The following is a 26376-nucleotide window of genomic DNA, read 5'->3' as shown; positions in this document are numbered from 1 at the left end:
CTTGCTGATCTGACTCGCGTCGGGTTACGGGATGATCTTCACGTAGAAGGGGTCGTCGTTCAAGAGCCGGTTGACGGAGTAGACCTCCCCGATCATGTTGCCGCCCTTGCCGTTGTCATCGCCGTCTATGAGGCGTGCGGAGTAGCGCCTGTCCCCCTTGTTCGCACCTTCCTTGGTGGAGGAGAAGGGGTACTCGTCGCACTCCAGGCCGGACTTCGTGTAATCGCCCCAGATGTCCTCACAGGTCTTGATCGCGACAGCTCGGTTGTCGTCCTGCGCTTTCCGGTTCACTAGGCGGTGCAGGGGTTCCTTCGCTCCGGGGACGGTCTTGGCAGTGAAGGACGGGAAAGTCCGCTCCGGGTTGTTCTGCGCGTCCGCTATGTGCCGGGCGCTCTCCCTCACTGCGGGGTCAGAGAGACTCATGACGAGTTCGACCCGGGCGGCGGTGAAGACGGTTCCCTTGTACTTGCCGGCTGTGGGGCCGGCGTAGTCGAAGCGGACGTCGGAGTGTGCGGCGTCATCGTCCCGGAACGCCCGTGCGGGTGCGGTGGGCGACGTGACGTTGATCGACATGGTCACTGTGGTGTTGACGATCTGGTTGTCGCCCTGGTTGTACAGGGGGCCGTTGTCGGGCGAGGTGTAGGTGAGCGTCCAGAGCGGGTTCGAGTTCCACGCGCCGAGGAGGTCACTGCGGCGCTTCGCGGCAGGGGCGGTCACGGGGCCGCCGAGGTGGGTGAACTCCTGGTCGATGGACCACAACTTCGCGTCCTCGCCGCCGACGGGCGCGACAATGATGTCTTCCACGCTGGCGACGTAGTCGACCCTGCGCTGCCCGTCGTAGGCGAAGCCGAGGAGCCAGACCTCGAACCAGAGACGTCCGATCGTTTCGGTGCCGTCCGTCCTGCGCAGCACCACGTCGTAGTGGTGGTGTACGCAGCTTTCGAACCGGTTCTTGACCCAGCCCGCGGGCGAGGTCTTGTCGGCTCGTTCGGCGCATTCCTTCTTGAGATCGGGGTCGTCGGCGGATGCGGCATCGGCCTCGCGTCGGGGCGAGGAACCAGAGCCGTTGTCCGGCTGCGCGGCGGTGTACTCGGACAGGGGGACCGGCGGGCCGAGCCGTGCGAGTTCCTCGGCGGGCACGGTCGAGGTGGGAACGAACACGAAGGGCGCGGGTTCGCGGGGGGCGGGCGGGCCGGCGGCGATTGTGCCGGCGGCGAGCAGGACGGCACAGAGTCCGGTTCCCGCGGTTCGCAGGAGTCGGCGTATGGGTCGGGTGTTCACGGAGCTGGCTCCTAAGTCAGGGGCAACTGGTCAGGACTGTGGGCGGTATGAACCGGGCCGGAACGAGGGCCTCCGCGTGTCACTGCGGGCAGGCCGAACCCCAGCAGGCGTCGACGAACTCGCCCGTGCTCTGGGCATAGGCCGCGGCGAGGCCTGCGCTTCGGGGGCCTGCCTGGCTCCGGCCGTGGGTGGGCACATCGGAAGTGACCACCCACAGCGGGGTGTCGGCGTCCCACCGTGCGGCCGTGCGCCGTCCGCTGTCGTCGTCGGCAACGATTCCCGCGCGCACCCGCAGTGACTCCAGCGGGACGCCGAACTCGGCTGCGGTACGCAGCTTGAGGTCATCGACGTTCACGTCGGCGGTCTGCGCCGGGGGCACGTGGTCGCCTTTGCGACGCGGTGTTGTGGCGGGCTGGTCGACGTTGCACTGTTTGGCGGTGCGCATGCAGTCGGCGAGGCCTGGCACGGTGGTCAGGCAGGCGTCGGGGGTGTTCTGCAGGCAGGTGTGGAGCGTTTCCTGGTCTACGCCGTTGAACACGGTCGGCCGTTCGAGCGCGGGGGACGCCAGCGTGCGTGCCGTGACCGGGGCGATGGGAGCGGGTTCGGCCAGCGGTTTACCGACGTTCCAGGAGGTCGTGACGGGAAAGGACGGCGGAGGCGGTGTGCTCGTCGTCTGCTGGGCGGTGAAGCAGTACGGTGCGGTGTTGGGGCTGGTGCTGCCGGGGCGGAGGTCGCCGCACCTGCCGAGCCCGAGCTGGGTGGCGGTGTTGGCGGGAGCGAAGCGGCCCCAGACCTTGTTCTCGTCCATCCACTGGGGCCGGTCCTCGAAGACCGGTACGTCCACGTGCTCGGGGTGGTTGACCTCCAGGCCGACGTCGACACGGTTGCCGTCGGAGGCCCGGGAGACGGGTTTCTGCCCGGTGGTGGTGCCGACCGAGTTGAAGTCGTAGAACACCTCCCACTGGTCGCCGTTGTCCTGGCGCTGGAGGAGGTAGCTGTGGTTCCTGCCGTCCGCCCGGTCCGGGCCGACGCCGACGTTGATGGCGGTCTCCCGGCCGCCACCCTGGTCAGGCACTTCCTCCCAGTGCGGTGCGTAACTGGCACTCTGCGCGCCGGTCTTCTGCGCGTACAGGCCTATTCGCACGGTGGCGGATGAGGCGATGTCCGGAGTGACGGTCAGATAGTTCGCGGCTCCGACCATGATGTTGGGGTTGTCGCTGGAGTCGAAGGTGACCGGCAGGTTGCGCCAGGTGGCGAACGCACCGCGGATCGGCTGGCCTGCGTTGGAGCAGAGCATCGCCCACTGGGTGATCCTCGCGCTGTACATTCCGGTGCAGTCCCGCGTTGGCGCCTGGGCCGACGCGGTGGGCGCTGCGGACAACACGGCCGCGACGGCACCGGTCCATACTCCAACTACCGTCAAGGCACGCTTGGTTCGTGTCACGGATCTCCTCCAAAGTCCTGAGACAGTGGAACGGACACTAACGGTCATGACATCGTCAAGTACGGTTATATCAATGTCGATGACGCCTTTCCGGCCAGCGCCCGACAGGCGAGGCACGCGATCACCCGACACCGATATGCGTCAGCGTCACAAGCACGTGCACGTTCAGTGAATCCCCAGGCCGGACGACATCTGCGGGCCCGTCAACCTCACTGGCGAACGCGCTGGAGCCAATGGTGCTCCGAACTTCGCTGGCCAATGTCCGCTGACCTTCTCAGTGCCTCCACGGTGCTCCGGGCTGGCCTGATCACGCTGTAGAAGGCACGGCTTGGGCACCGGAGGTGTTCCCCGGACCCCGCCCGGCCGATGCGCCGGATGCACGGAGGGCGGTCACCAGAGGCTCAATGGACGGCCTTCCGCGATCACTTCCCGGACTCGTGCCGCGACCTCGTCCTCAGACTCGCCACCGGCCAGGCCGGCGCGGATGGCGGCGCCGATCGCACGGGAGCGTCCGGCGGGGCCGCGGAGGTCCGCGAGGGGACTGCCCGGGTCGCGCCGCCGAGCCACCCACTCGGCTCGGTTCTCCGCCGCCGTGCCGAGCCACAGGTGCGCCGGCTGCTGACATGGGTGGGAATCATAGGTGTGGCAAACGGTCAGGTCGGTACTCCATCCCAGCCGCGGGATGACACCGTGTGCGAGCTGATACCCATACAGGTGCCCGGGCACCGTGCCCCGCCGCGTCCGGCCCGGCCGCGAGGCCGCCCGGAAGCTCGCGTGGCCGGTGCTTGAGATCCCACCCGTGAAATACCAGCACCCCTCTGCCGGAGCCCGGTAGACCTCCGCCATATTCCTCAAGACTGGACGTCAGCGCGCTGCCGCCTGACGATGGTTGGCTGTGGAAATGCGTATCGCCGACAACATCGAGTGAAACGACGGGACTTCGGCGTCTCACTCGACCTTGTATCTCCGCAGGTCAGAACGCCGTCCGGCGGAAAGATCAATTGAGACGGGACAGGACTCGACCCGGACGGAGCGAATCCCGTCTTCGTCCGGTCGGTCCACGCCGCCACGAGCGATCCCGATGTGCCGGAGGGCCCGCTGCCGACGACGCTCTGCGGCATCACCACCGACCCATTGGTCCACACGCACTACCGGGCCGGTTACGGGGATCCGTGGCACCCGGCAGAGTTCGAGGACCGCCGATGCCGTCAGTGCGAGAGTGCGCTTCGACGGGTCTGACCCCGGCGCCGCGCGTGGGTGCCGCAACGTCGTGGCGTCGTGAACGTCAGCGGATGCGCGGACCGCGCTGGTCCTGGTGAGCCTGCAGCGGGTGCTGGACTTGCGGCTGCTGAGCGGCAGGGCGCTGGGCCGGAGCCTGCACCTGGCCCTGTTCGCCCGGCTCGGGTCGGCGGCCGGGCGCGGGCCGGGTGGTGCGGGTGGCGGGCTGTCCGCCGCGCTGCTGGAGCTGGTCGCGGTGGGCCTGGCACTCGGCCTGGCGGCCGGCTCGGCGGCGCTCGGCGAAGGTCGGCTGGCGGCGATACTCGGCCTCCTCCTACTCGGGCTGGGTGGCCTCGGCCGTGAGCCGACGGCGTTCGGCGGGCACCGTGCTGACCTTGTCGGCGACGTGCTGCTGGGCAAGGGCGGCGTCGTCCAGGCGCGGACGGGCGGCGAGCCAGGCGGCACCGGTCCGGGCTGCGACAGTGCGCAGAATCTCGGCCTGGTCGGCCTCGGGCAGCGTGCGGTAGACGTCTGCGGCGAGTCGGCACAGGGCCTGCTCGTCGCTGGTCGCGGTGACTGCGACCGGGGCTTTCGAGGTGGCGGTGCGCCTGGCAGCGATGGCGGCTTCGGCGGCCGTCCAGTAGTCACGGTGACCGGTGCGGCCTCCCTCGATGTAGGGGCCGGCGGGTTGGGCGGCGTTGTCGTCGGTGACCTTGTACTGGTCGCGGTAGGCGGCGACGACGGCGAGCTGCTCCTGCCACTGGGCGTGCTGGGTTGGGGTCCTACGGGGCTTCGCTGGGGGTCCAGCTCCACTCCGGGCAGTCTCCACGGTCCGGTCGGCGAGCACCAAGAGCCGGTTCGCGATCAGGGCGGCGCTGTCTGGTGGCGCGGGTTGGCCGCGGTGGAGCGCGGTATGGCGCTGGTCCGGTCCGGGAGGCCGGCTCGGCTGACGGCGGCGCGGGCGTGGACGAGGACCTGCTGGAACAGTTCGGGCAGGGCAGTGCGGCCGGTCACCTCGGCGAGGGCGGTCTCCGAAGTGGCGCCGGTGTTCTCGATGGCCTTGAGGGTTCAGGCATGGGTGCGCCACCCCTGGGGCCGCCGTGGCCAGGTGGCAGCCGATATGCCGTGCGAGAACCTGGCTGAGGCTGTCGGCGATGGTGAGCGACGCCGTTCGGCAGCTGGCGCAGCATTTGCGGCGGGCCCCGTGGCCAGCGGTCTCAGCCCGGCACAGGGCTGCCGTGAGGGCGGGTCAGGTGCATTCGGGGAGGCGGCCAGCAGGGCCGTGTGCCGCGGTCAGCAAGAGGGCGCCGGTGAGGTCAGCAAGCCAGCACCGCAACAGGTGTCGGAGTCGCCGTGATCGGTTGCCGTGTGTGCTGAATGTGTGCTGGAGGCTCCCGCATCTTCTGTTGCACCCAGCCTGACCTGCGACTTCACATAGGGCCAGAGGGGCGACCCGCAGTCTGTGTGAGCAGAGGTCGCACAGAGCGGTCAATTGACCAGAAGACCTACCCTGACCTGCTGTTTCTCCAACGAGAAGCCCTGATGCGGGCCTGAATGCCGCCTTCTGGGGGCAGATGTCATCATGAGCACCAAAGTGGCTCTGACCTGCGGCGATACAGAACAAGAGCCAACGTTGCCACAAGTGCGAGGGCAAAGGATACGCGCCCCGGTTGTCCGTTTTGACCTGAAATTATGTCCGTTATGGGTGGGCGCGGACGGTTTCGAACCGCCGACATCTGCTTTGTAAGAGCAGCGCTCTACCACTGAGCTACGCGCCCCCTGTCGCGGCCCGGTGGGGGCACGACGACTGCCTAGGGTACCTGGTCCCGGGGGGTGCTGTGGTGCGGGTGGTCGGGGAGTGGGGCGGGTGGGGGTGCCGGTGCGGTGGGGCGATCGGGAAGAATGGGGGTGGATCAGCGGGTCGGAGCAGGGAGCGCGCAGTGACGGTGGCCGGCGGGAGCGGGCGGGGGTGGCGTCGGGCGGGGAGTGCGCTGGCCGACGCACTGGTGGTGCCGGTGGTGCTGGCGGGTGCGCTGGGTGCGCTGGGGCTGGCCTCGGCCGGGACGGGCGGCTGGTGGGGCCGGCGCGGCGGGGAGGGAGTGCGGGCGGACGCCAAGGCGGCCCGGGACGCCGCGCAGGAGGCGTTCTACGAGCTGGACTCGACGCAGCGCGAGGTGCAGTTGGCGGTGGAGACCGTCCGGGCGGCCGAGGACGAGGCGACGGCCCGCCGGGCGCTGGCGGATCTGGCGGGGATCACCGGCCGGGTGGACCAGGTCACCGTGAACTACCTGGGCGCGCTGGACGCGTACAACCTGGACGACGAGGCGCTGGACGCCGGCACCGCGGCGCGGGCCCGGCGGCAGCTGGAGGACGTGAAGGGGCAGCTCGGCTCGGCCCGGGCGGAGCTGAACGACTTCCTCCAGCGGCTGCAGCCGACCCTCCAGCGCGCGGAGCAGCAGCTGATGCGGGTCACCCCGGCGGTGGAGCAGGCGAAGCGCGCGCTGCTCCAGGCGAGCAACGCGCTGGACGCGGTGCGCGGCGCCGGGCTGCGGGCGGACGACCTGGCGGCCCGGCTGGCCGAACTGGCGCCGGAGCTCGGGTTGCTGAACGAGGGGCCGGCCCGGCACGGGGTGGCGCCGACGCTGCGGCGCGCGGACGACGTGCGGCAGCGCGCCGAGGCGATCGCGGCCGACGCCGGTCAACTGCCGGAGCGCGCACGGGAGATCGACCGGCGGGTGGCGAGCCTGCGGACCCGGATCCAGGCGCTGGAGACCAAGGCGGAGACGGTCGAGCCGGCGCTGAGCGAACTGCGCCGACGGTTCAGCGCGGCCTGCTGGCAGGACCTCCAGCGGGTGTCGGAGCAGGTCGCGGAGACCGGGCGGGCGGCGGAGCGCAAGCTCGCCGAGGCCGCCCGGGCCCGGGACGAGCAGCGCTGGGCGGACGCGACGGGCGCCATCGGTACGGTGCGCGCGCTGCTGGACACCGCAGACGGGTCGGTGGTCGCGGTGAACGAGCGGCTGCGGCAGCTGAACGAGGTGCAGCACGACCCGCACCGGGAGGTGGAGCGGGCCCGGTTCGCCCTGCGCGACGCGCAGCGGCTGGCGATGACGGGCCGCAGCGCGCCGGACCCGCGGCACGCCGCCCCGCTGGACGAAGCGGTGGCGCGGCTGGACCGGGCCGTGGCCACCCTGGAGGCGGCCGGCCGGCACCCCGACTACTGGCACTTCCTGACCGAGCTGGCGGGCGTGCGGGAGACGGCGGCGCAGGTGATCGGGCTGATCCGCGGCGATCTGGGCGGGCACAGGTAGCACCGGTAGCGCCGGCCGGGCAGGACACCGGCAGCGTCCCCGGCAGCACCCACCGATAGGACACCGGTAGGGCGCCGGCAGGGCACCGCCTGGGTACCCTGCCGGTATGCCACGCTACGACTTCCGCTGCCGCTCCTGCGGCGCCACCTTCGAACTCCGCCGCCCGATGGCGCAGGCCGGCGCCCCCGCCGTCTGCCCGCAGGGCCACGAGGACACCGTGAAGCTGCTGTCCGCCGTCGCCGTCACCGGCTCCGCTTCGGGCGGCGCCCCGCGCCAGGCCCCCTCCGGCAACGGTGGTGGCGGAGGGGGCTGTTGCGGCGGCGGCTGCTGCGGCTGACCGCTCCCGCTTCCGCTCAGGAAGCGACGCGGGCGGCAGGGGCGACGCGGGCGGCAGGGGCGACGGGGGCGACGGCCACCCGGGCGAGGAACCGTCGGACGATCTCCTCCCCCGCCGCCACCCCCACCTCGTCGAGGGCGGTGACGCCGGGGGCGGTCCAGCCGCCGTCGGCGAGTTCGCCGTGCCCGGGCCGCCAGGCGGCGTCGGCGGCGAGCAGCAGGTCGGCGTCGAGCAGCGAGTCACCGGCCGCGAGCACGGTGCTCGCGCCGGTGCGCCGGACGGCTTCGGCGAGGGCGGCGCTCTTGCTGAGCGGCGCGGGGACGGCGTAGACCTTTCGGCCCTGGAGCGAGACCGTCCAGCCGCGTTCGGCGCACCAGCCGGTCAGCTCGTCGAGCCAGCCGGCGGGCAGCGCGGCGCGCTCGACGACGAGGTAGGCGAACAGCCCGTCGGCGACGCGGCGCTTGTGCGTCCACTCCGGGTCGGCGCTCAGGGCGAGCTGCCGGACGACCTCCTCCAGCGGGGCCGCACCGGAGGCGAGCCGCGCGGTGATCTCGGTGCGCCAGTCCTGGTCGGGCACGCCGTCGACGAGCAGGTGCCCGCCGTTGCCGCAGATCGCGTACGCGGGGACCCAACCGGGCGTCGGGCCGGGCAGGTTGATCCGCTCGTACTGGGCGAGGGTGCGGGTGGTGGCGGGGACGAACCAGGCCTGCCGGACGAGTTCGGCGAGCAGCGCGGCGGCCTGTTCGGTCATGAACGAGAGCGCCTTGCCGTCGTGCACCTCGACGGAGAGCAGCCGGGGCGCGAGCCGGTCGGGGACGTCCAGGGCGAGGGCCCGGTTGGAGTAGACGAGCGTCCGGTCGAGGTCGCTGGCGACGAGAACATCGGCGTTCATCAGGACTCCTTCACCACAACGGTCCTACCGGAGGCCCCGGTCGCTCCCCGACTGTAGCGGGGGTGGATGAGGCCGACGCAGGAGTACGGCAGGCCGTCCACCTCCTCGACCTCGACGCCGCGCTGGGCGGCGAGCAGCCGGACGTGGTCGAGGTCGGCGCCGGCCCCGCGCCGGGCGAGGACCCGCCAGGGGACGCGGCGCAGCAGCACCCGGGTGGTCTCGCCGACGCCGGGCTTGACCAGGTTGACGCTGTCGATGCCGTACTCGGTGCTGATCCGCTCGACGGCGGCCCAGCCGGCCCAGTCGGGCGCGCGGTCCGGGGCGGTGGACAGCCGGTCGGCGGCGGCGACGGCCTCCGGGCGGACGGCGTCGAAGTGGTCGGCCACGGTGTCGAGGAAGGCGGCGGAGACGTCCGCACCGGCCAGTTCGGCGTAGTGCTTGGCGCCGTGGAAGTCGTCCGGGCCGATCAGGCCGGGCCGCAGCACGGTGCGCGAGACCAGGCCGGAGACGGTGGAGTTGAGGCAGGCGGAGGGGATCAGGAAGTCGTCCCGGGTGCCGTAGGTGCGCGCGCAGCGGCCGGGGTCGGCGAGGACGGCGAGGTCCGGGTCGAATCCGGTGCCGGCCAGGGCCTCGGCGAGTTCGCGGGTGATCGCGCCCTTGCCGGTCCAGCCGTCGACGAAGACCACGTCGCCGGCGCGGTGGTGGGCGGCCAGGTAGCGCAGGGCGACCGGGTCGATGCCGCGGCCGCGGACGATGGAGACGGCGTAGTGCGGGGTGTCGAGTCCGTGGGCGTGGGCGAGCCAGCGGCGGATCAGGATGCCGACGGGCGTGCCGGCCCGGGCCAGCGAGGCGAGCACCAGGCCGGGGCCGCGCTCGCGCAGCAGGGTCTCGGCGACGGTGCCGGCGGCGAGCGCGATGCGGCGGGCGGAGGCGCGCAGCGCCTGGTGGAACAGCTCCTGGTACTCGGGGCTGGGCTGGTACTCGACCGGCAGCGACTCGGCGTAGTGCGCGCCGCCGTTCTGGACGGCCTCCTCGCGCTCCTCGGTGGGGGCTTCGAGTGGGACGCCGGAGAGGTCCTTGAGCAGCCAGGCCACCTCGTCGGGCCGGTAGGAGGAGAACGCCGGGCCGTACAACGGGGACGGCAGCCCAGACGGCCGGGGGGAAGGCCGGTGGGAGGGCAGCACCGCGAGCACCACCTGGTCGGTGACCTGCCGCAGCTGGCCGAGCAGGGCGCGCTCGCCCTCGCGCAGGGCGGGGGTGTCGGCGACGTCGTCGACCACCAGCACGACCGCGTCGAACCGGCGGGCCGGGTCGCTGCCGGGGGCGACGTTGTAGGCGTAGCGCTCGCGCGAAGCGTCGTCCTGCGGGTCGTCGTGGGCGGGGAAGGCGAGGCGGGTGCGGATGGCGTAGCCGGGGTCGTCCACGGCGAGGACGGGCGAGCGGGTGGTGGTGGAGTAGCGGACGCGGTCGCCGCCCAGCCGGTCGGCGAGTGCGCCGGCCAGCCTCAGCGGGGCGTACATCAGTTCCTCGAAGCCGAGGACCAGCACGCGCCGCGCCGTGGCGGGCAGTGCGTCGGCCAGCTGTGCGGCCAGGCGGGGCAGGGCGGCGTCCAGTCGGACGCGGTCGCGGGCGGTGAACCCGTGCCGGCCGCCGTCGGGGAGCCCGGCGGGCCAGTCCAGGTCGACCCGGGCGAGCGGTGCGGGCGTTCCGGGGGGCGCGGCGGGGGCGGGGGCGGCCTCGGCTATCAGCCGCTCGGCGCGGTCCAGGACGTCGGCGGGCAGCTGGACGGCGCCGCTGGCGGTGGCCACCAGGTCGAGCCGGACGCCGAGTTCGGCGGCGGTGTCGGCGAGCCGGCGGCGGTCGGCGGTGGAGCGCAGGTCGACCAGGGCGACGACGACGTAGTGGTCGCGCGGGTGGCGGGCGTGCAGTTCGCGGATGGTGTTGAGGACCGTGCGGCCGGTCGAGAACTCGTCGTCGACCAGCACCAACGGGCCGTCACCGGTGAGGAGTTCGGGATCGGCGGGGAGCAGCAGGTGCGAGGTGGCGTGCGAGTGCTCCTCCTCGAAGCCGCCGAGCGGGGGCACGCCGGCCACCGGGCGGCGGGTGGAGTGCAGGTACGGGGCGTCGAGGCCGTCGGCGACGCTGTGGCCGAGGCCGGTGGCCGTCTCCGCGTAGCCGAGGACGACGGCCCGCGCGGCGGCCTCGTCGCCGAGCAACTCGCGGACCTGCCGGCCGAGTTCGAGCCCGACGCCGTGGACGACCGCGGGCCGCTGCGGGACGTGCTTGCCGAGCACGGTGGAGACCAGCAGGTGGGCGCGCTTCGGGTTCTGGGAACGCAGGGCCAAGCCCACGAGTTCGGGGAGGCGGTCCGATCCGGTCAGGGCGATGCCGGCCCGGTCGGCGACCCAACGGCCGGTCCACGTCTGCTGTGCTGTCACTGCTGGTCCTGCCTTCGCATGGTGCGGTGGTGCGGTCTTCGGATCGGTCGGAGTCGGATCGGTCGGATCGGCCGGACGGGTCGGATCGGTGGGGCCGTTCAGGTCAGCCGCGGACAGCCCCCTCAGCCGCGCGCAGCCCCCCTCACCCCCCTCACCCCCCGCACAGGCAGGCCGCGAGCAGCTCCGCGAAGCTCACGTCCTCCCGGGCCACCCCGAACACCTCCGCCCGCAGCAGCACCCGCTCCGCCCAGGCCCGGTGCGGCCGGGCCTCGTTCATCTTGTTGGTGTACGCCGAGCGCAGGACCCCGCCGCCGTCCTGCTCCTGCCGGAGGATGTCCCGGGCGTCGCAGTACTCCTCGTGTGTGACCACCGAGAGGGCGTGCACGGCGGGGACGTGGCTGGGGTGGATGCAGGTCTTGCCGAGCAGGCCGTTGGCCCGGTCGAGCTCGACCTCCCGGATCAGCCCGTCCAGGTCGTGCTCGATGATCCGCCGGCGGACCTCCTCGCCGGAGGCCCGGGTCGTCCCGGGGGCCTCGGCGAACGGCGTGCGGCGCAGCTGCGGCTTGAACATCCGCTCCTGGACCGGGAAGTACTCCCAGACCGGACCGGTGACGGTGTACCCGGTGCCGTCCGCCCGGCCGAGCACGTTGACCACGTCGCCGATCACCGCCGAGACCAGGGCGACGTCGTACGCGGTGAGGTCGGGCGAGCGGCGCAGGCCGTACGCGGAGCAGAGGTCGGTCACGCCGAGGCGGACGGCGAGCACCCGCTCCCGGTGCCCGGCGAGCAGGTCGGCGATGCCGAAGAGCTGCTGGCGCCTGGTCTCCAGGTGGGCGAGTTCGGGTGACTCCAGGACGGGCATGGCGAACAGCCGGCGCCCGGTGGCGGCCTCGGCGGCGGCCAGGGCGGCCAGGTACGCGCCGCCGGTCTCCGTGGTGAACTTCGGCAGGACGAACCCGCTCAGCAGCTCGACGGCCGGCCCGAGCCGCTCGGCCAGGTCGAGGATCTGGGAGGCGGCTCGAACTCTGATGAAGAGCAGGGGGTGGCCTTGTGTGCAGTCGGTGAAATCCCTGACCAGGTCATTCAACTGCTCGATCAGGTTCCGCTCCCCCGCGTCCACCTCGTGGTCGGCGATCGCGTCCTCCAGGCAGAGCACCATCGACACCACGCCCCGAGCAGCCTGTTTGCGGATGTCGGCGGCCAGCGCGGGCCGGGTGGCGGGGCTGTAGAGGGTGCCGCCGAGGGCGGTGGCCAGCACCGCGGCCTCGCTCCGCGCCGTGAACGGCCGGGGCGGTTCGAGGAAGAGGCGACCGCGTACGTCGTCGGCGAGGTGGCCGAAATGGCGCAAGGTGCTCTCCTCAGAGGTTTGACGGCCACCGGTCCGTTGCCGGGGCGTGCGGCGGCGCGGGACGACACCGCGATCCAGCGGTGCGACACCATGGTTAACCGGTCCACGGGGCTCCGTGGTTCCCGGACGGACGCCGGCGGGCCCCCCTCCGCCCGACCCCGGCGGGCCCTTGGACCGCCCATCGTACGGACGGATTCCGGCCGTCCCCGGTTCCTCGGCACTGAACTCCCGGAACATCGCCGTCCAGATCACCGATCACCGGTCGAGCACCGGCAAACCCCCGGCAAGCGCAAGTCTTGGCAAAGTTCGACCCGGTTCCGACGGTCCCGGTCACGTTGTCCGAAGGGGTGGCGAACGGGCAGGATGGTCGGCTATGACGCACGTGATGGCCAAGGGCGCCAACATCGCACTGCCGGCTGCGGCGGTCCGCGCCGTGCTGCGCTGGAGCGCCACGCCCGGTGCGCCGGACGTGGACGCGTCCGCGCTGCTGCTCGGCGCCACCGGCAAGGTCCGTTCGGATGCCGACTTCGTCTTCTACAACCAGCCGCGACACCCCTCCGGCCTGGTGCGCCACCTGCCCAAGCAGCAGACCTCCGGCGGCGCCGAGATCATCGACACGATCGAGGTCGAACTCGCCAAGCTGCCCGCCGACGTCGACCGGGTGGTGCTGGCCGGCTCCTCCGAGGGCGGCTCCTTCCGCACGGTGCCCGGGCTGCGCCTGCTGCTCTTCGACGCCACGGCCGGGGACGGCACGCCCGCACTCGCCGAGTTCGCGATCTCCGACGGCGAGAACGTCACCGCCCTGGTCGCGGGCGAGCTGTACCGGCGCTCCGGCGCCTGGAAGTTCCGGGCGATCGGCCAGGGCTACACCTCCGGCCTGATCGGCCTGGCCACCGACTTCGGCATCACCGTCGACGACGAGGCGGAGGCCGACGCGGCCCCGGCGGCGGCCTCGACGGCCACCCCCACCGCCGCCGTCGACCCGCGCAGCACCCCGCTGCCCGCCCCGCGCCCGACCGCCCCGCCCGAGCCCGGCACCTTCACCCTGGCCCCGGCCGTCCCGCAGCCGTCGGCCACCCCCCAGGGCCGGCCCCAGCAGCCCGCCGCGGCCGCCCCGGGCCCGGTGCCGCCCCCGCCGACCGCCCCGCCCACCGTTCCCCCGGCCGCGCCGCCGGCTCCGACCGCGCCCCCGGCCCACCAGCCCGGCACCGGGTACGGCTACCCGCAGCAGCCACAGCCCCAGCAGCCGCCCGGCACCGGCTACGGCTACCCGCAGCAGCAGCCCGGTACCGGCTACGGGTACCCGCAACCCACCCCCCAGCCGTACCCGCAGCAGCAGGGCACCGGCTACGGCTACCCGCACCAGCAGCAGCCCGCCCCGCAGCAGCACCCCGGCAGCTACGGCTACCCGCACGCCGGCACCGGCCAGCAGCCGCCCGCCCAGGCCCCCGCGCAACCACCTGCCCAGGCCCAGGCCCAGCCGCCCACCGGCGAGGAGTTCGCCCTGCCGCCGCAGGGCCCGCAGTTCCAGCCCCGCTGACCGGCCTGCTCAGGGCACCACCGCCGCCCGGCTCCGACCAGACCGGGCGGGGCCGAGGCCGGGCAGGGCCGAGGCCGGGCGGGGCCTAGTCGGAACCGCCCTGGCTCTTGTACCCGCGCTGCCACTGCATCCCGAACCCGTACAGCCGGTCGATGTCCGCCTGGAACCCGTTGACGTACCGCACCTCACGGCGCACCGTCAGCTGGTTGTCCCCCGCGTTCTCGATCAGCACCACCGCGCACGAGCGCGCCGCCCGGGCCCGTTCGTCCAGCTTGATCTCGATCCGCGGCCCGGTCTGCGGCACGATCGTCACCACCGCGTGGGACTGCTCGAAGGCCGGCGTGCCGTCGTAGATGTAGACGAAGATCAGCAGCCGTTTGAACTTGTCCTTCTTCTCCAGGTTGACGTACATCGTCTCGCCGGACGGCGCCCCGTACTGGTCGTCGCCGCTGAGCTTGATGTACGGCGGTTGCCGGAGGTCGCCGAAGTAGCCGCCGAGCGGCTGCACCACGCCGCTGCTCCCGTCGGACAGTTCGTACATGCACGCCAGGTCGAGGTCGACGTTGACCTGCTCGTTCTGCACCGAGTCCGGCTCCAGCGGGCGCAGGATGCGGGGGCTGAAGAGGCGCTTGGCGCGTTCCCGGGCACTCGGCCGGACGGCCCCGGAGCGGGTGGTCCAGTGCAGGTTGACGTAGAGGTAGCCGGTGGTGGCCGCGGACCCGGTGATCGCGTGCTGCGGGGTCGACTTGGTGAGTATGACCTTGTGCTGACCGCCCGGGTTGTCGAAGGTGTAGTTCCGCTCCCCGCGCAGGTACTCCCAGATCGAGACCATCCCGCCCTCTCCCCCTGCTCCCGTCAGGCGATCTGACGGTCCGCCGCTCCATGATCGGGCATCAGCCCGGCCCTCGGATACCCAAACCTTCCCCTCCCCTACCCCGTCGGGCCCCCCGGCGCTCACCGCCGGGTCGACGAGTGGAGCGGCCGGCGGGTCGATTGGCGAGAGGAAGCCCCCCTCCCGTAACATGCCGCCCCTTCGGACGCGATATCGTCTAGCCGCACAGGTGTCCCGTCCGCCCCTGCGCGGGTGCGGCGGGTACGCCGTGCGGCGACGAACGAACCGTCAGGCGCGACCCGAGTACCGGGAGCTGACCGCCTGTGTCGCTCTGTGAACCCGTCCCCTGCGGAAACCCGAGGCCCGACCCGCAATGAACCTGACCTCCATACAGCTGGTCTGGACCGTCGTCGGCGGCGCAGCCCTGCTGTTCGTCGCCGTCCTGCTGGCGACGCTGCGTTTCAAGAACACGAAGAAGGAAGAGGCCGGCGACTCCTGGGAGCGCAGCGAGGAGCGTCGGCGGCGCAAGGAGATGATCTACGGCATCTCCTCCTACACGCTGCTGTTCTGCTGCGCCGGTGTCGCGGCCGCGCTGTCCTTCCACGGCCTGGTGGGCTTCGGCAAGGAGAACCTGGGGCTGTCCGGCGGCTGGGAGTACCTCGTCCCGTTCGGCCTCGACGGCGCCGCGATGTTCTGCTCGGTGCTCGCCGTCCGCGAGGCCAGCCACGGTGACGCCGCGCTCGGCTCCCGCCTGCTGGTCTGGGTGTTCGCGATCGCCTCGGCCTGGTTCAACTGGGTGCACGCGCCGCGCGGCGTGTCGCACGACGGCGCCCCGCAGTTCTTCTCCGGCATGTCGATCTCGGCGGCGATCCTGTTCGACCGCGCGCTGAAGCAGACCCGCAAGGCCGCGCTGCGCGAGCAGGGGCTCGTGCCGCGCCCGCTGCCGCAGATCCGGATCGTCCGCTGGCTGCGCGCCCCGCGCGAGACCTACGCGGCCTGGTCGCTGATGCTGCTGGAGAACGTCCGCAGCCTGGACGAGGCGGTCGAGGAGGTGCGCGAGGAGCGCCAGGCCAAGCTGGACGCCAAGGTGCGGGCCCGCACGGCCGACCGCCGCGAGCGGGCCGAGCTGAAGGCCATCTCCCGCCAGGGCGGCATGCTCGCCCGGGCCCGCGGCGGCCGCCAGGTGCCCGCGCTCACGGCTGCCGGCGACGGCCAGACCGCTACGGAGCCTGCCCTAGCCGCCGAGTCGGACACCGCCTCCTCGCACCAGGCCGCCTCGGGCCCGCTGGAGCCGGCCGCGCTGGACGCCGGCCGCCGCCCGCGTGCCGCCGTCGGCTCGTCGTACGCGCCGTCCTCCTCGGCGTCCTCCTCGTCCTACTCGTCGTCCTACTCCTCGTCCTCGTCCGGCGGATCGGCCTCGGGCTCGTCCTACCGCAGCTCGACCATCGACCTGACGGCCGACGACGACACCCTGTCGATGCCCAAGCTGGACTCGCTGGAGCGCAAGCTGCGCGCGATCGAGCAGCAGCTCGGCTGAGCGGGCGCACCGCGACGTGAAACGGCCGCCCCCGGATTCCCGGAGGCGGCCGTTTCGCGTACCCGGCGGGCTATTCGCCGGTACCCGTACTCACCAGTTCCGGTTCGTCCCGCGCGGCCTCGCGCCGGTTGCGCAGGATCGACGAGCCGAGCGCCAGCCCGATGAAGGCGACGCCGATCAGGCCGGTGACGATCTCCGGGATGTGGTACTTGATCCCGACCAGCAGGATCACCGAGAGCGCACCGATCGCGTAGTGCGCGCCGTGCTCCAGGTAGACGTAGTCGTCCAGGGTGCCCTTGCGGACCAGGAAGACGGTCAGCGAGCGGATGTACATCGCGCCGATGCCCAGGCCCAGGGTGATCTGGAAGATGTCGCTGGAGATGGCGAACGCGCCGACCACGCCGTCGAAGGAGAACGAGGCGTCCAGGACCTCCAGGTAGAGGAAGAGGAAGAACGCGGCCTTGCCGCCGACCTGGAGGATCGACTTGCCGGACTTCTCGGCCTCCTCCTCGCGCTCGGCGTCCTCCTCCAGACCCGATTCGAAGATCGAGGAGAGGCCGCCGACCACGAGATAGGTGATCAGGCCGAGGACACCGGCGAGCAGAACGGTTTCAGCGTGCTCCCCGGCGAAGAAGTTGGAGGCCAGCACCAGCACGACCAGCGCGACGACGCTGGAGAAGGCGTCCAGCTTGCCGACCTTCTCCAGCGGGCGCTCGATCCAGCCCAGCCAGTTGTGCTCCTTCTCGTCGTCGAACACGAAGTCGAGGAAGATCATGAGCAGGAAGACGCCGCCGAAGGCCGCGATGGCGGGGTTGGCCGCCTCCAGGTACTGACCGTAGGTCAGGCCGGCGTGCGTCTTGTCGGAGTGCAGCGCGAGGTCGATGACCGTCGCGGGGTTGAGCTTCGCGGTGAGGCCGACCACCAGCAGCGGGAAGACCAGCCGCATGCCGAAGACGGCGATGAGCACGCCGACGGTCAGGAAGATCTTCTGCCAGTACGGGTTCATCCGCTTCAACACCGTGGCGTTGACCACCGCGTTGTCGAACGACAGGGAGATCTCCAGGATGGAGAGGATCAGCACGATGCCGAATCCTTGGGCCCCCCAGAGCAGTCCGGCCGCGATCAGGCCTAGGACGGTGATCGCGAACGACCAGCCGAAAGTGCGGAGGAACACGGGACTTGGTTACCTTTCGGGTTTCGGGCCGTGCCGGGGGCGGCCTCGTCCCGAGACGCCCTGACCGGGCCGGGCCCGGTCAGGTCACCCCCGCACTGCCTTCTGTTCTCATGATCGTAGGTTGGGTGCGATTGTTCTGATTTTCGCCTTTTCGCCCTTACTGTACGTTTACGCCGAAATCGAGGGCGATGCCGCGCAGGCCGGAGGCGTAGCCCTGGCCCACCGCGCGGAACTTCCACTCGCCCGCGTAGCGGTACAGCTCGCCGAAGATCATCGCGGTCTCGCTGGACGCGTCCTCGGACAGGTCGTAACGGGCGATCTCCTCGCCGTCGAGGGAGTTGGCGACCCGGATGTAGGCGTTGCGGACCTGCCCGAAGTTCTGCAGCCGCGCCTCGGCGTCGTAGATCGACACCGCGAACACCACCTTGTCCGCCTGCGCCGGAACCAGCTCCAGGTTGACCAGGACCACCTCGTCGTCGCCGTCGTCCTCGCCGCCGGTGAGGTTGTCACCGGTGTGCTCGACCGAGCCCTCGGGGCTCTTGAGGTTGTTGTAGAAGACGAAGTACTCGTCACCGAGCACCCGGCCGCCACCACAGATCAGGGCGCTCGCATCGAGGTCGAACGGTGCGCCCGTGGTCGAACGGGCGGACCAGCCGAGGCCGATCTGGACCTGCGTCAGGTTCGGCGCGGCCTTGGTGAGCGAGACGTTCCCGCCCTTGGCGAGCGTGACCACCATGACTGTTCTTCCTCCCTTGCCTTCTCCCGGGGCGCGCCTACAAGGTGTAGTCCCCCACGGCCCGGGCCGGCCCCGTTTGGCCGGCTGAACTTCCTGAACTCACATCCTCGCAGCGCACGGAGCCGACACGAAGCCGGGGCGGCCCCGGACCTCTGGAGGTCCGGGGCCGCCCCGTAGAAGGCTCCCGCGCCGGGCGACCGGCCGTCGTCCGCCGCCGCCCCGTGTCGTCCGGTGTCGTCCGGTCAGACGTTGACGCCGAAGTCCTGGGCGATGCCGCGCAGGCCGGAGGCGTAGCCCTGGCCGATGGCCCGGAACTTCCACTCCGCGCCGTTGCGGTACAGCTCGCCGAAGACCATCGCGGTCTCGGTGGAGGCGTCCTCGGAGAGGTCGTAGCGGGCCAGCTCCGTGTTGTCGGCCTGGTTCACCACGCGGATGAACGCGTTGCGGACCTGGCCGAAGTTCTGCCCGCGGCTCTCGGCGTCGTAGATCGAGACCGGGAAGACGATCTTCTGCACGTCCGCCGGGACGCCGGCCAGGTTGACCTTGATCGCCTCGTCGTCGCCCTCGCCCTCGCCGGTGCGGTTGTCACCGGTGTGCTCGACGGAGCCGTCCGCGCTCTTCAGGTTGTTGAAGAAGACGAAGTTCCCGTCCGAGGCGACCTTGCCCTGCTCGTTGCAGAGCAGCGCGCTGGCGTCCAGGTCGAAGTCCGTCCCGGTGGTGGTCCGGACGTCCCAGCCCAGGCCGACGACCACGGCCGAAAGCCCCGGGGCCTCCTTGGTGAGCGAGACATTGCCGCCCTTGCTCAGGCTGACACCCACTTGTCCTCCAAGAATCGGGAGGCACGCCCTGGTGCCCCCGTGGTGCGGTTCGAGGCGCCGGCCGGCGAGCGGCTCGCGTGCCCCACCCGGCCAACGGACCGAGCGTAGTGCGCGGTTCCCGTCCGGACGTGCGAACGGGCCCGGCGCGGCCGTTCGAAGTTCGCGGGGGCGGGCCCACGGCCACCGCCACGGGCCTCCACGCGGGGCCTCAGAGGGCGCCGAGGGCCTTCAGGTACTCCTGCTCGTCCCGGGCGTCCGGGAGGTCGTTGACGACGCTCCAGCGCACCGTGCCCGCCGTGTCGATCACGAAGGTGCCGCGCACGGGGCAACCCTTCCGCTCGTCGAGGACGCCGTAGGCGCGGGCGACCTCGCCGTGCGGCCAGAAGTCGGCCAGCAGCGGGAACTCCAGGCCCTCCCGCTCGGCGAAGACGCGCTGGGTGAACTGCGAGTCGCAGGAGACGCCGAGCACCTGGACCCGGTCGTTCTGCAGCTGCGCCAGCTCCCGCTGGATGGCACCGAGCTCGCCGGTGCAGACGCCGGTGAAGGAGAACGGGTAGAAGACCAGGACGACGTTCCGCTCGCCCCGGAAGTCGGAGAGGCGGACCGCTTCGCCGTGCTGGTTGTTGAGCTCGAAGTCCGGAGCCTCGGTACCGACCTCGATGGCCATGAACGTGACCTTTCTGACGCGCCCGCGCCGCGCGGGCGGCGCGGCCAGCGCCATCCTCGCATCCGTTCGGGCACGTTCCGCCGAATGGATGAGGGCGGCACCCGCGCGCTCCACCGCTTTCGCCCTGGGCGAACGCGTTTCCGGGTCGGCCCCGGGGCGGACGCGACCCCGGGCAGCCACGCTCCGTGACGACGAGGGCGACGCCACCCCCGGTGCCGGACCCGGAAAACGATCGGGCCCCGCCGGAGGGATCCTCCGGCGGGGCCCGGTGCGGGGCCTCAGAGCCCGCTCAGCGCTTGCCGGCCGGCTTGGCCGTGGACTTGGTGGCGAGCCGGGTGGCCGCCCAGTCCTTGGCGACCGCGATCGAGCTGGTCTGGGAGAGACCGGCGGTGCGGGCCGCGTCCGCGATGTCGGACGCCTCGATGTGGCCGTCGCGCCCGGTCTTGGGCGTCAGCAGCCAGATCAGACCGCCTTCGGCCAGGTACTCCAGGGCGTCGACGAGGGAGTCGGTGAGGTCCCCGTCGTCGTCGCGGTGCCACAGCAGGACGGCGTCGGCGACGTCGTCGTAGTCCTCGTCGACGAGATCCGTCCCGGTGAGCTCCTCGATGCCTTCGCGGAGATCCTGGTCAGTGTCGTCGTCGTACCCCAGCTCCTGGATGATCTGGCCCTCTTCGAAGCCGAGACGGGTCGCCGGGTTGGACTTGTCCGCGGGGTCCGCGGTCGCGCTCACGGGAATAACCTCCAGTATTCGGCCCGGCGTCCATGCCGAGGCTGTGGCCGTAGTCCACACGGGCGCGGCGGTTCGCGCAAGTACCCGCCCCCCGATCCCCCCCAAAGGTTGACGTGCCACAGCGGGGACACGCCGTTCGATGTGTCGGGAATCACACCGATTTGCCCTTCTCTGCATGAGACAAGGATGCTTCGGGTGGTCCCGGCCCACAGGGCGTACGGATGCCCGAGATACGAACGGCATTCGGGTCCGCGCGTGCGCGGGCGTAGAGTCTCCTGTTGGCCCTCACCCCGGCCGCCCGCCATCGGGCGGACGGGACACCAGGTCGGACCACCTCTGTACGTAGCACCCGGGGGTGTGCGGGGCGGGCGAAGTCGCCCGGACCGCGCACCGCCAGACCGTCCCGCCCACCAGGCGGAACGGTTACCGATCGGTAGAGATGACGGATCTCCGAGCGCGGTAGCACGATGGAGGCGGCGCGACACACCTCAGTTTCGACCGACAGTGAAGGAACAGCGTGGCTTCCGGATCCGATCGCAACCCGATCATCATTGGCGGCCTTCCGAGTCAGGTCCCGGACTTCGATCCCGAGGAGACCGCGGAATGGCTGGAGTCGCTTGACGCGGCCATCGACGAGCGGGGGCGCGAGCGCGCCCGCTACCTGATGCTCCGCCTGATCGAGCGCGCCCGCGAGAAGCGTGTCGCCGTGCCCGAGATGCGCAGCACGGACTACGTCAACACCATCGCGACCAAGGACGAGCCGTTCTTCCCCGGCAACGAGGAGATCGAGCGAAAGATCCTCAACGCGACCCGCTGGAACGCGGCCGTGATGGTCTCCCGGGCACAGCGCCCGGGCATCGGCGTGGGCGGGCACATCGCCACCTTCGCCTCCTCCGCGTCGCTGTACGACGTCGGCTTCAACTACTTCTTCCGCGGCAAGGACGCCGAGGGCGAGTCCGGCGACCAGATCTTCTTCCAGGGCCACGCCTCCCCCGGCATCTACGCCCGCGCGTTCCTGCTGGACCGACTGTCCGAGCAGCAGCTCGACGCGTTCCGCCAGGAGAAGTCGAAGGCCCCGTACGGCCTCTCCAGCTACCCGCACCCGCGGCTGATGCCGGACTTCTGGGAGTTCCCGACCGTGTCCATGGGCCTCGGCCCGCTCGGCGCGATCTACCAGGCCCGGATGAACCGCTACCTGGAGCACCGCGGGATCAAGGACACCTCCGACTCGCACGTCTACGCCTTCCTCGGAGACGGCGAGATGGACGAGCCGGAGTCGCTGGGCCAGCTGTCGCTGGCCTCGCGCGAGGGCCTCGACAACCTGACCTTCGTGGTCAACTGCAACCTGCAGCGCCTGGACGGCCCGGTCCGCGGCAACGGCAAGATCATCCAGGAGCTGGAGTCCCAGTTCCGGGGCGCCGGCTGGAACGTGATCAAGCTGGTCTGGGACCGCAGCTGGGACCCGCTGCTCGCGCAGGACCGCGACGGCGTCCTGGTCAACAAGCTGAACACCACGGTGGACGGCCAGTTCCAGACCTACGCCACCGAGACCGGTCAGTACATCCGCGAGCACTTCTTCGGCAGCGATCTGCGCCTGCGCAAGATGGTCGAGAGCATGACCGACCAGCAGGTCCAGCACCTGGGTCGCGGCGGCCACGACCACAAGAAGATCTACGCGGCGTTCAAGGCGGCCCGCGAGCACAAGGGCCAGCCGACGGTCATCCTCGCCCAGACGGTCAAGGGCTGGACGCTCGGCCCCAACTTCGAGGGCCGCAACGCCACCCACCAGATGAAGAAGCTGACGGTCGAGGACCTGAAGCGCTTCCGCGACCGGCTGCACCTGCCGATCACCGACAAGCAGCTGGACGAGGGCTACCCGCCCTACTACCACCCGGGCCGCGACTCGGAAGAGATCCAGTACATGCACGACCGCCGCAGCGAGCTGGGCGGCTACGTGCCGACCCGCAAGGTGCGCCCGCGTCAGCTGGAACTGCCCGGCGACGACGCGTACAAGGCGGTCAAGAAGGGCTCCGGCAACCAGACCATCGCCACCACCATGGCGTTCGTCCGGGTGCTCAAGGACCTCATGCGGGACAAGGGCATCGGCAACCGCTTCGTGCCGATCGCGCCCGACGAGTACCGCACCTTCGGCATGGACTCGCTCTTCCCGTCGGCGAAGATCTACAACCCGCTCGGCCAGACCTACGAGTCGGTCGACCGCGACCTGCTGCTGGCCTACAAGGAGTCGCCGACCGGCCAGATGCTGCACGACGGCATCTCCGAGGCCGGCTGCACCGCCTCGCTGATCGCCGCCGGCTCCTCCTACGCCACCCACGGCGAGCCGCTGATCCCGGTGTACGTCTTCTACTCGATGTTCGGGTTCCAGCGCACCGGCGACCAGTTCTGGCAGATGGCCGACCAGCTGGCCCGCGGCTTCGTGATCGGCGCCACCGCCGGCCGCACCACGCTGACCGGCGAGGGCCTCCAGCACGCCGACGGCCACTCGCAGCTGCTGGCCTCGACCAACCCCGGCGTCGTCGCGTACGACCCGGCGTACGGCTTCGAGATCGCGCACATCGTCCAGGACGGTCTGCGGCGGATGTACGGCACCAGTGCCGAGCACCCGCACGGCGAGGACGTGTTCTACTACATGACCGTCTACAACGAGCCGATCAAGATGCCGGCCGAGCCCGAGAACGTGGACGTCGAGGGCATCCTCAAGGGTCTGCACAAGTACGCGCCGGGCACCGCCGGCCAGATCCCGGCCCAGATCCTCGCCTCCGGCGTGGCCGTGCCGTGGGCCCTGGAGGCCCAGCGCATCCTCGCCGAGGAGTGGAACGTCAAGGCCGACGTCTGGTCCGCGACCTCCTGGAACGAGCTGCGCCGCGACGCGGTGGAGGCCGAGGAGTTCAACCTGCTGCACCCCGAGGAGCAGCAGCGCGTGCCGTACGTCACCCAGAAGCTCCAGGGTGCCGAGGGCCCGGTCGTCGCCGTGTCCGACTGGATGCGCGCGGTGCCGGACCAGATCTCCCGCTGGGTGCCCGGTCAGTACCAGTCGCTGGGTGCCGACGGGTTCGGCTTCGCCGACACCCGCGGTGCGGCGCGTCGCTTCTTCCACATCGACGCGCAGTCGGTCGTCCTGGGGGTGCTCACCGAGCTCGCCAAGCAGGGCAAGATCGACCGCAGTGCGCTGAAGGACGCGATCGACCGCTACCAGCTGCTCGACGTGGCCGCGGCCGACCCGGGCGCCGCCGGCGGCGACGCCTGATCACCCGCTAGACCCTGAAGGGCCGGGCCTCCAAGCACGGAGGTCCGGCCCTTCGGCGTTCCCGGGTGCACCCGAGCGGGTCCCGCTGGTCCCACCCGGCCCGCGGCGGCGGATGACGGCACGCAGCGGCCCCGGACTCCGTCGAGTCCGGGGCCGCTGGTCGTCGGCCGTCGGCCGCGCGGGATCAGATGTGGACGGCCGGGCCCGCGTCGACGGTGCCCCGGCGGGTGAGCAGGCCGAGCACGGCGGCGCCGAAGGCCACCACGGCGGCGACCGCGAAGGCGAGCGACATGCCGCTGACGAAGGAGTCGTGCACGGCGCCGGCCATCGCGTCCACCGCCTGCTGCGGGGTGCCGGCCGGGGCCGGCGGGGCGATGCCGAGCTGCGCGGCCTGCTTGAGGCCCTCGGCCTCGGCGCCCTGGACCGGCGGCAGGCCGGCCCGGGCCCAGTTGCCCGGCAGCACGTCGGTGACCTTGGCGGCCATCAGCGCGCCGAGCACCGCGGTGCCGAGGCTGCCGCCGACCTGCATCGCGGCCTGCTGGAGGCCGCCGGCCACACCGGACAGCTCCAGCGGGGCGTTGCCGACGATCACCTCGGTGGCGCCGACCATGACCGGGCTGATGCCGAGGCCCATCAGGACGAACCAGAGCGACATCACGCCGGTACCGGAGCCCGCGTCCAGGGTGGACATGCCGAACATCGCGGTGGTGGTGATCAGCATGCCGGCCACGATCGGGATCCGCGGGCCGAGCTTGCCGATCGCGATGCCCGCCACCGGCGAACCGATGATCATCATGCCGGTCATCGGCAGCAGGTGGACACCGGCCGACACCGGCGACATCCCGTGCACGTTCTGCAGGTAGAAGGTCACGAAGAAGATCGCGCCGAAGAACGCGAAGGCCATCAGCACCATCAGCAGGGTGCCCGCCGACAGCGGCACCGAACGGAACAGGCTGAGCGGGATCAGCGGCTCCTTCGCCCGGGCCTGCCAGAACGCGAAGAGCACCATCAGGACCACCGCGCCGCCCAGGAACAGCAGCGTGCGGGCGTCGCCCCAGCCCCACTCGGGGGCCTTGATGATGCCGAAGACCAGCGCGAACATCGCCACCGAGAGCAGCGCGATCCCGGGCAGGTCGAAGGACTTGGCGGCCTTCTCGGCCCGCACGTCCTTGAGGATCCACAGGCCGAGGCCGAGCGCGATCAGGCCGACCGGGATGTTGATGAAGAAGACCGACTCCCAGTTGACGTGCTCGACCAGCAGGCCGCCGACGATCGGGCCGGCCGCGGTCGAGGCGCCGATCACACCGCCCCAGATGCCGATCGCCATGTTGAGCTTCTCGGCCGGGAAGGCGCCGCGCAGCAGGCCGAGCGCGGCCGGCTGGAGCAACGCGCCGAACAGGCCCTGGAGCACCCGGAAGGCGATCACGGTCTGGATGTTGCCGGCGAAGCCGATCGCGGCCGAGGTGGCGGCGAAGCCGACGGCGCCGACCAGGAAGGTGTTCTTGTGGCCGAACCGGTCACCGATCTTGCCGGCCGTGATCAGGAAGACCGCCAGGGCCAGCAGGTAGCCGCTGGTCACCCACTGGATCTCGGAGGGCGCGGCCTTCAGGTCTGCCTGGATGACGGGGTTGGCGATGGCGACGATCGTGCCGTCCAGGGCGACCATCATCACGCCGACCGCGACGGTCAGCAGGGTCAGCCAGGGGTGCCCCTTGAGCCCTCCCCCGCCCGGTGGCGTGCGCTGCGGCGGGACGTCCGCCTTGGCGTTCTTGACGACGGACTGGCTCATCTGGGGCCCTCCGGGGGCGTGGCAGAGAACGGAACGTGGGCGTGGCGCCGCGACCCACCCGTCCCCACGAGTGCCCGGTCGGCGAGCGCCACTTCCGGCAGATTATGTCAGCCACTGACATTCGGCAAACACTGACTTCTGACTCTGGCTGACATTTGTCAGAGCGCTAAGGTTGTGCTCCTCACCCCGCCCGCACGCGCTCGGAAGGCCCCGCCATGGCCGCTCGCACCCCCACCCCCACCGCCGCCCCGGGCACCCCCGAACGGCTGCCAGGGCTGCGCGAGCGCAAGAAGCAGCAGACCAGGGACGCCCTCGTCCAAGCCGCCCACGTGCTCTTCCTCGGCCAGGGCTTCGCCCGCACCACCGTCGACGAGATCGCCTCCGCCGTCGAGGTCTCCCAGCGCACCTTCTTCCGCTACTTCGCCAACAAGGACGAGGTCGCGCTCGCCGTGATGGCCGACGCCGAGGACTACTTCATCGAGTGCCTGTGCCGCCGCCCGGCCCACGAGTCCCCGCTCCAGGCCCTGCGCGCCGCGATCGTCCAGTCCTGGCGCGAACTCGGCGCCGAACACCGCAGCGGCCCCCGCTCGATCACCACCGCCCTCGAACTGATGCGGATGATCGAGGAGACCCCCACCCTGCTCGCCACCCACCTGCGCCGGGTCACCGAGCAGGAACGGGTGGTCGTCCGGGTGCTCGCCGAGCGCGAGGGCCTCGACCCGGCCGAGGACCTGCGCCCCACCGTGCTCGCCGCCGTCTTCGGCAGCGTGCTGCGCGCCGCCCACCTGTCCTGGACCCCCGACCAGGAGCCCGCCGGGCCCGAGGGCATGGTCACCGTCATCGAGCGCCACTTCGACCAGCTCGGCCCGGCCCTGGCCGGCCACTGGCGCACCGGCCCGCAGTAGTACCGGCCACGCGGTAGTACCGGCCCGCGGTAGTACCGCGGGCACCACTCCCGGCCCCGGAACCGTGCCGGGAGCAGTAGTACCCGGGTAGCACCCCCTACTCCGGTAGCACTC

The 26376-nt window shown here is 71.4% G+C and carries 20 protein-coding genes and 1 tRNA gene; 6 read left to right on the top strand and 15 right to left on the bottom strand.

The window, feature by feature from the left end; all coding sequences use genetic code 11:
• Nucleotides 1-24 precede the first annotated feature (24 nt).
• From AB0O19_RS17770 to AB0O19_RS17750, 5 genes are all read right to left on the bottom strand, one after another.
• Complete coding sequence (locus AB0O19_RS17770) at nucleotides 25-1281, bottom strand: NucA/NucB deoxyribonuclease domain-containing protein (RefSeq protein WP_363620398.1); 1257 nt, start codon at nucleotides 1279-1281, stop codon at nucleotides 25-27.
• A gap of 79 nt (nucleotides 1282-1360) precedes the next feature.
• Complete coding sequence (locus AB0O19_RS17765) at nucleotides 1361-2608, bottom strand: hypothetical protein (RefSeq protein WP_363620397.1); 1248 nt, start codon at nucleotides 2606-2608, stop codon at nucleotides 1361-1363.
• A 1669-nt stretch (nucleotides 2609-4277) separates the two neighbouring features.
• Entirely contained in the window at nucleotides 4278-4772 is a 495-nt protein-coding gene (locus tag AB0O19_RS17760; protein ID WP_363620395.1) for a hypothetical protein, read from the bottom strand.
• Between the two features lie 35 nt (nucleotides 4773-4807).
• Nucleotides 4808-4957, bottom strand: coding sequence for a hypothetical protein (locus tag AB0O19_RS17755; RefSeq protein ID WP_363620393.1), 150 nt, complete (start codon nucleotides 4955-4957; stop codon nucleotides 4808-4810).
• A 692-nt stretch (nucleotides 4958-5649) separates the two neighbouring features.
• Nucleotides 5650-5721, bottom strand: a tRNA-Val gene (locus AB0O19_RS17750).
• A 162-nt stretch (nucleotides 5722-5883) separates the two neighbouring features.
• Here AB0O19_RS17750 and AB0O19_RS17745 point away from each other — a divergent pair.
• The gene (locus AB0O19_RS17745; RefSeq protein WP_363620391.1) at nucleotides 5884-7251 is read left to right on the top strand and encodes a hypothetical protein; all 1368 of its coding nucleotides are present in this window, start codon (nucleotides 5884-5886) and stop codon (nucleotides 7249-7251) included.
• A gap of 106 nt (nucleotides 7252-7357) precedes the next feature.
• A complete protein-coding gene (locus AB0O19_RS17740) occupies nucleotides 7358-7588 on the top strand; it encodes a zinc ribbon domain-containing protein (protein ID WP_063347431.1) in 231 nt (76 codons plus the stop codon).
• 16 nt (nucleotides 7589-7604) lie between these two features.
• Here the strand turns inward: AB0O19_RS17740 and AB0O19_RS17735 are convergent, their stop codons facing one another.
• The 3 genes from AB0O19_RS17735 to AB0O19_RS17725 all read right to left on the bottom strand — a co-directional run bounded on the left by AB0O19_RS17735 (nucleotide 7605) and on the right by AB0O19_RS17725 (nucleotide 12266).
• Nucleotides 7605-8480, bottom strand: a complete 876-nt coding sequence (locus AB0O19_RS17735) for an HAD family hydrolase (protein ID WP_363620389.1) — start codon at nucleotides 8478-8480, stop codon at nucleotides 7605-7607.
• Entirely contained in the window at nucleotides 8480-10918 is a 2439-nt protein-coding gene (locus AB0O19_RS17730) for a phosphoribosyltransferase (protein WP_363620387.1), read from the bottom strand. Before AB0O19_RS17730 ends, AB0O19_RS17735 begins: the two co-directional genes overlap by 1 nt.
• 151 nt (nucleotides 10919-11069) lie before the next feature.
• Nucleotides 11070-12266, bottom strand: a complete 1197-nt coding sequence (locus AB0O19_RS17725) for an HpcH/HpaI aldolase/citrate lyase family protein (protein WP_363620385.1) — start codon at nucleotides 12264-12266, stop codon at nucleotides 11070-11072.
• A 373-nt stretch (nucleotides 12267-12639) separates the two neighbouring features.
• On the opposite strand from AB0O19_RS17725, the gene AB0O19_RS17720 reads away from it, so the two are divergent.
• The gene (locus tag AB0O19_RS17720) at nucleotides 12640-13806 is read left to right on the top strand and encodes a TerD family protein (RefSeq protein WP_363620383.1); all 1167 of its coding nucleotides are present in this window, start codon (nucleotides 12640-12642) and stop codon (nucleotides 13804-13806) included.
• 85 nt (nucleotides 13807-13891) lie between these two features.
• Here AB0O19_RS17720 and AB0O19_RS17715 read toward each other — a convergent pair whose 3' ends face one another.
• The gene (locus AB0O19_RS17715; protein ID WP_350878113.1) at nucleotides 13892-14638 is read right to left on the bottom strand and encodes a Tellurium resistance; all 747 of its coding nucleotides are present in this window, start codon (nucleotides 14636-14638) and stop codon (nucleotides 13892-13894) included.
• Nucleotides 14639-15011: 373 nt separating this feature from the next.
• Here AB0O19_RS17715 and AB0O19_RS17710 point away from each other — a divergent pair, with 373 nt between their 5' ends.
• Nucleotides 15012-16175 (top strand): DUF2637 domain-containing protein, encoded by a 1164-nt coding sequence (locus AB0O19_RS17710; protein ID WP_363620381.1) that lies wholly within the window; start codon nucleotides 15012-15014, stop codon nucleotides 16173-16175.
• Nucleotides 16176-16245: 70 nt separating this feature from the next.
• Here the strand turns inward: AB0O19_RS17710 and AB0O19_RS17705 are convergent, their stop codons facing one another.
• From AB0O19_RS17705 to AB0O19_RS17685, 5 genes are all read right to left on the bottom strand, one after another.
• Entirely contained in the window at nucleotides 16246-17349 is a 1104-nt protein-coding gene (locus AB0O19_RS17705) for a DUF475 domain-containing protein (protein WP_363620379.1), read from the bottom strand.
• 157 nt (nucleotides 17350-17506) lie between these two features.
• Complete coding sequence (locus AB0O19_RS17700) at nucleotides 17507-18085, bottom strand: TerD family protein (RefSeq protein WP_363580697.1); 579 nt, start codon at nucleotides 18083-18085, stop codon at nucleotides 17507-17509.
• A gap of 242 nt (nucleotides 18086-18327) precedes the next feature.
• Nucleotides 18328-18903, bottom strand: a complete 576-nt coding sequence (locus AB0O19_RS17695; RefSeq protein WP_363620377.1) for a TerD family protein — start codon at nucleotides 18901-18903, stop codon at nucleotides 18328-18330.
• A 208-nt stretch (nucleotides 18904-19111) separates the two neighbouring features.
• Nucleotides 19112-19570 (bottom strand): peroxiredoxin, encoded by a 459-nt coding sequence (locus AB0O19_RS17690; RefSeq protein WP_363580694.1) that lies wholly within the window; start codon nucleotides 19568-19570, stop codon nucleotides 19112-19114.
• A gap of 289 nt (nucleotides 19571-19859) precedes the next feature.
• The gene (locus AB0O19_RS17685) at nucleotides 19860-20300 is read right to left on the bottom strand and encodes a DUF3052 domain-containing protein (protein WP_363580692.1); all 441 of its coding nucleotides are present in this window, start codon (nucleotides 20298-20300) and stop codon (nucleotides 19860-19862) included.
• A gap of 517 nt (nucleotides 20301-20817) precedes the next feature.
• Here AB0O19_RS17685 and aceE point away from each other — a divergent pair.
• Nucleotides 20818-23568, top strand: a complete 2751-nt coding sequence (gene aceE / locus AB0O19_RS17680; protein ID WP_363620375.1) for a pyruvate dehydrogenase (acetyl-transferring), homodimeric type — start codon at nucleotides 20818-20820, stop codon at nucleotides 23566-23568.
• A 184-nt stretch (nucleotides 23569-23752) separates the two neighbouring features.
• On the opposite strand, the gene AB0O19_RS17675 is transcribed toward aceE, so the two are convergent.
• Nucleotides 23753-25357, bottom strand: coding sequence for an MFS transporter (locus tag AB0O19_RS17675; protein WP_363580688.1), 1605 nt, complete (start codon nucleotides 25355-25357; stop codon nucleotides 23753-23755).
• 215 nt (nucleotides 25358-25572) lie between these two features.
• On the opposite strand from AB0O19_RS17675, the gene AB0O19_RS17670 reads away from it, so the two are divergent.
• Nucleotides 25573-26262: a TetR family transcriptional regulator gene (locus AB0O19_RS17670; RefSeq protein ID WP_363620373.1), complete on the top strand. Its 690-nt coding sequence runs from the start codon at nucleotides 25573-25575 to the stop codon at nucleotides 26260-26262.
• The last annotated feature ends 114 nt before the right edge of the window (nucleotides 26263-26376 follow it).

Source organism: Kitasatospora sp. NPDC091276, from assembly GCF_040684355.1.
GTDB lineage: Bacteria > Actinomycetota > Actinomycetes > Streptomycetales > Streptomycetaceae > Kitasatospora.
The sequence above is the reverse complement of the archived record's forward strand: the minus strand, read 5'-3'. Positions and strand labels throughout refer to the sequence as shown.

What these genes read in the sequence shown, in the direction of transcription:
- AB0O19_RS17765 (WP_363620397.1), bottom strand. Translation starts at nt 2,608, where the DNA reads ATGTACAGCGCGAGGATCACCCAGTGGGCGATGCTCTGCTCCAACGCA.
- AB0O19_RS17720 (WP_363620383.1), top strand. Translation starts at nt 12,640, where the DNA reads ATGACGCACGTGATGGCCAAGGGCGCCAACATCGCACTGCCGGCTGCG.
- AB0O19_RS17690 (WP_363580694.1), bottom strand. Translation starts at nt 19,570, where the DNA reads ATGGCCATCGAGGTCGGTACCGAGGCTCCGGACTTCGAGCTCAACAAC.
- AB0O19_RS17735 (WP_363620389.1), bottom strand. Translation starts at nt 8,480, where the DNA reads ATGAACGCCGATGTTCTCGTCGCCAGCGACCTCGACCGGACGCTCGTC.
- AB0O19_RS17700 (WP_363580697.1), bottom strand. Translation starts at nt 18,085, where the DNA reads ATGGTGGTCACGCTCGCCAAGGGCGGGAACGTCTCGCTCACCAAGGCC.
- AB0O19_RS17740 (WP_063347431.1), top strand. Translation starts at nt 7,358, where the DNA reads ATGCCACGCTACGACTTCCGCTGCCGCTCCTGCGGCGCCACCTTCGAA.
- AB0O19_RS17710 (WP_363620381.1), top strand. Translation starts at nt 15,012, where the DNA reads ATGAACCTGACCTCCATACAGCTGGTCTGGACCGTCGTCGGCGGCGCA.
- AB0O19_RS17675 (WP_363580688.1), bottom strand. Translation starts at nt 25,357, where the DNA reads ATGAGCCAGTCCGTCGTCAAGAACGCCAAGGCGGACGTCCCGCCGCAG.
- AB0O19_RS17715 (WP_350878113.1), bottom strand. Translation starts at nt 14,638, where the DNA reads ATGGTCTCGATCTGGGAGTACCTGCGCGGGGAGCGGAACTACACCTTC.
- AB0O19_RS17670 (WP_363620373.1), top strand. Translation starts at nt 25,573, where the DNA reads ATGGCCGCTCGCACCCCCACCCCCACCGCCGCCCCGGGCACCCCCGAA.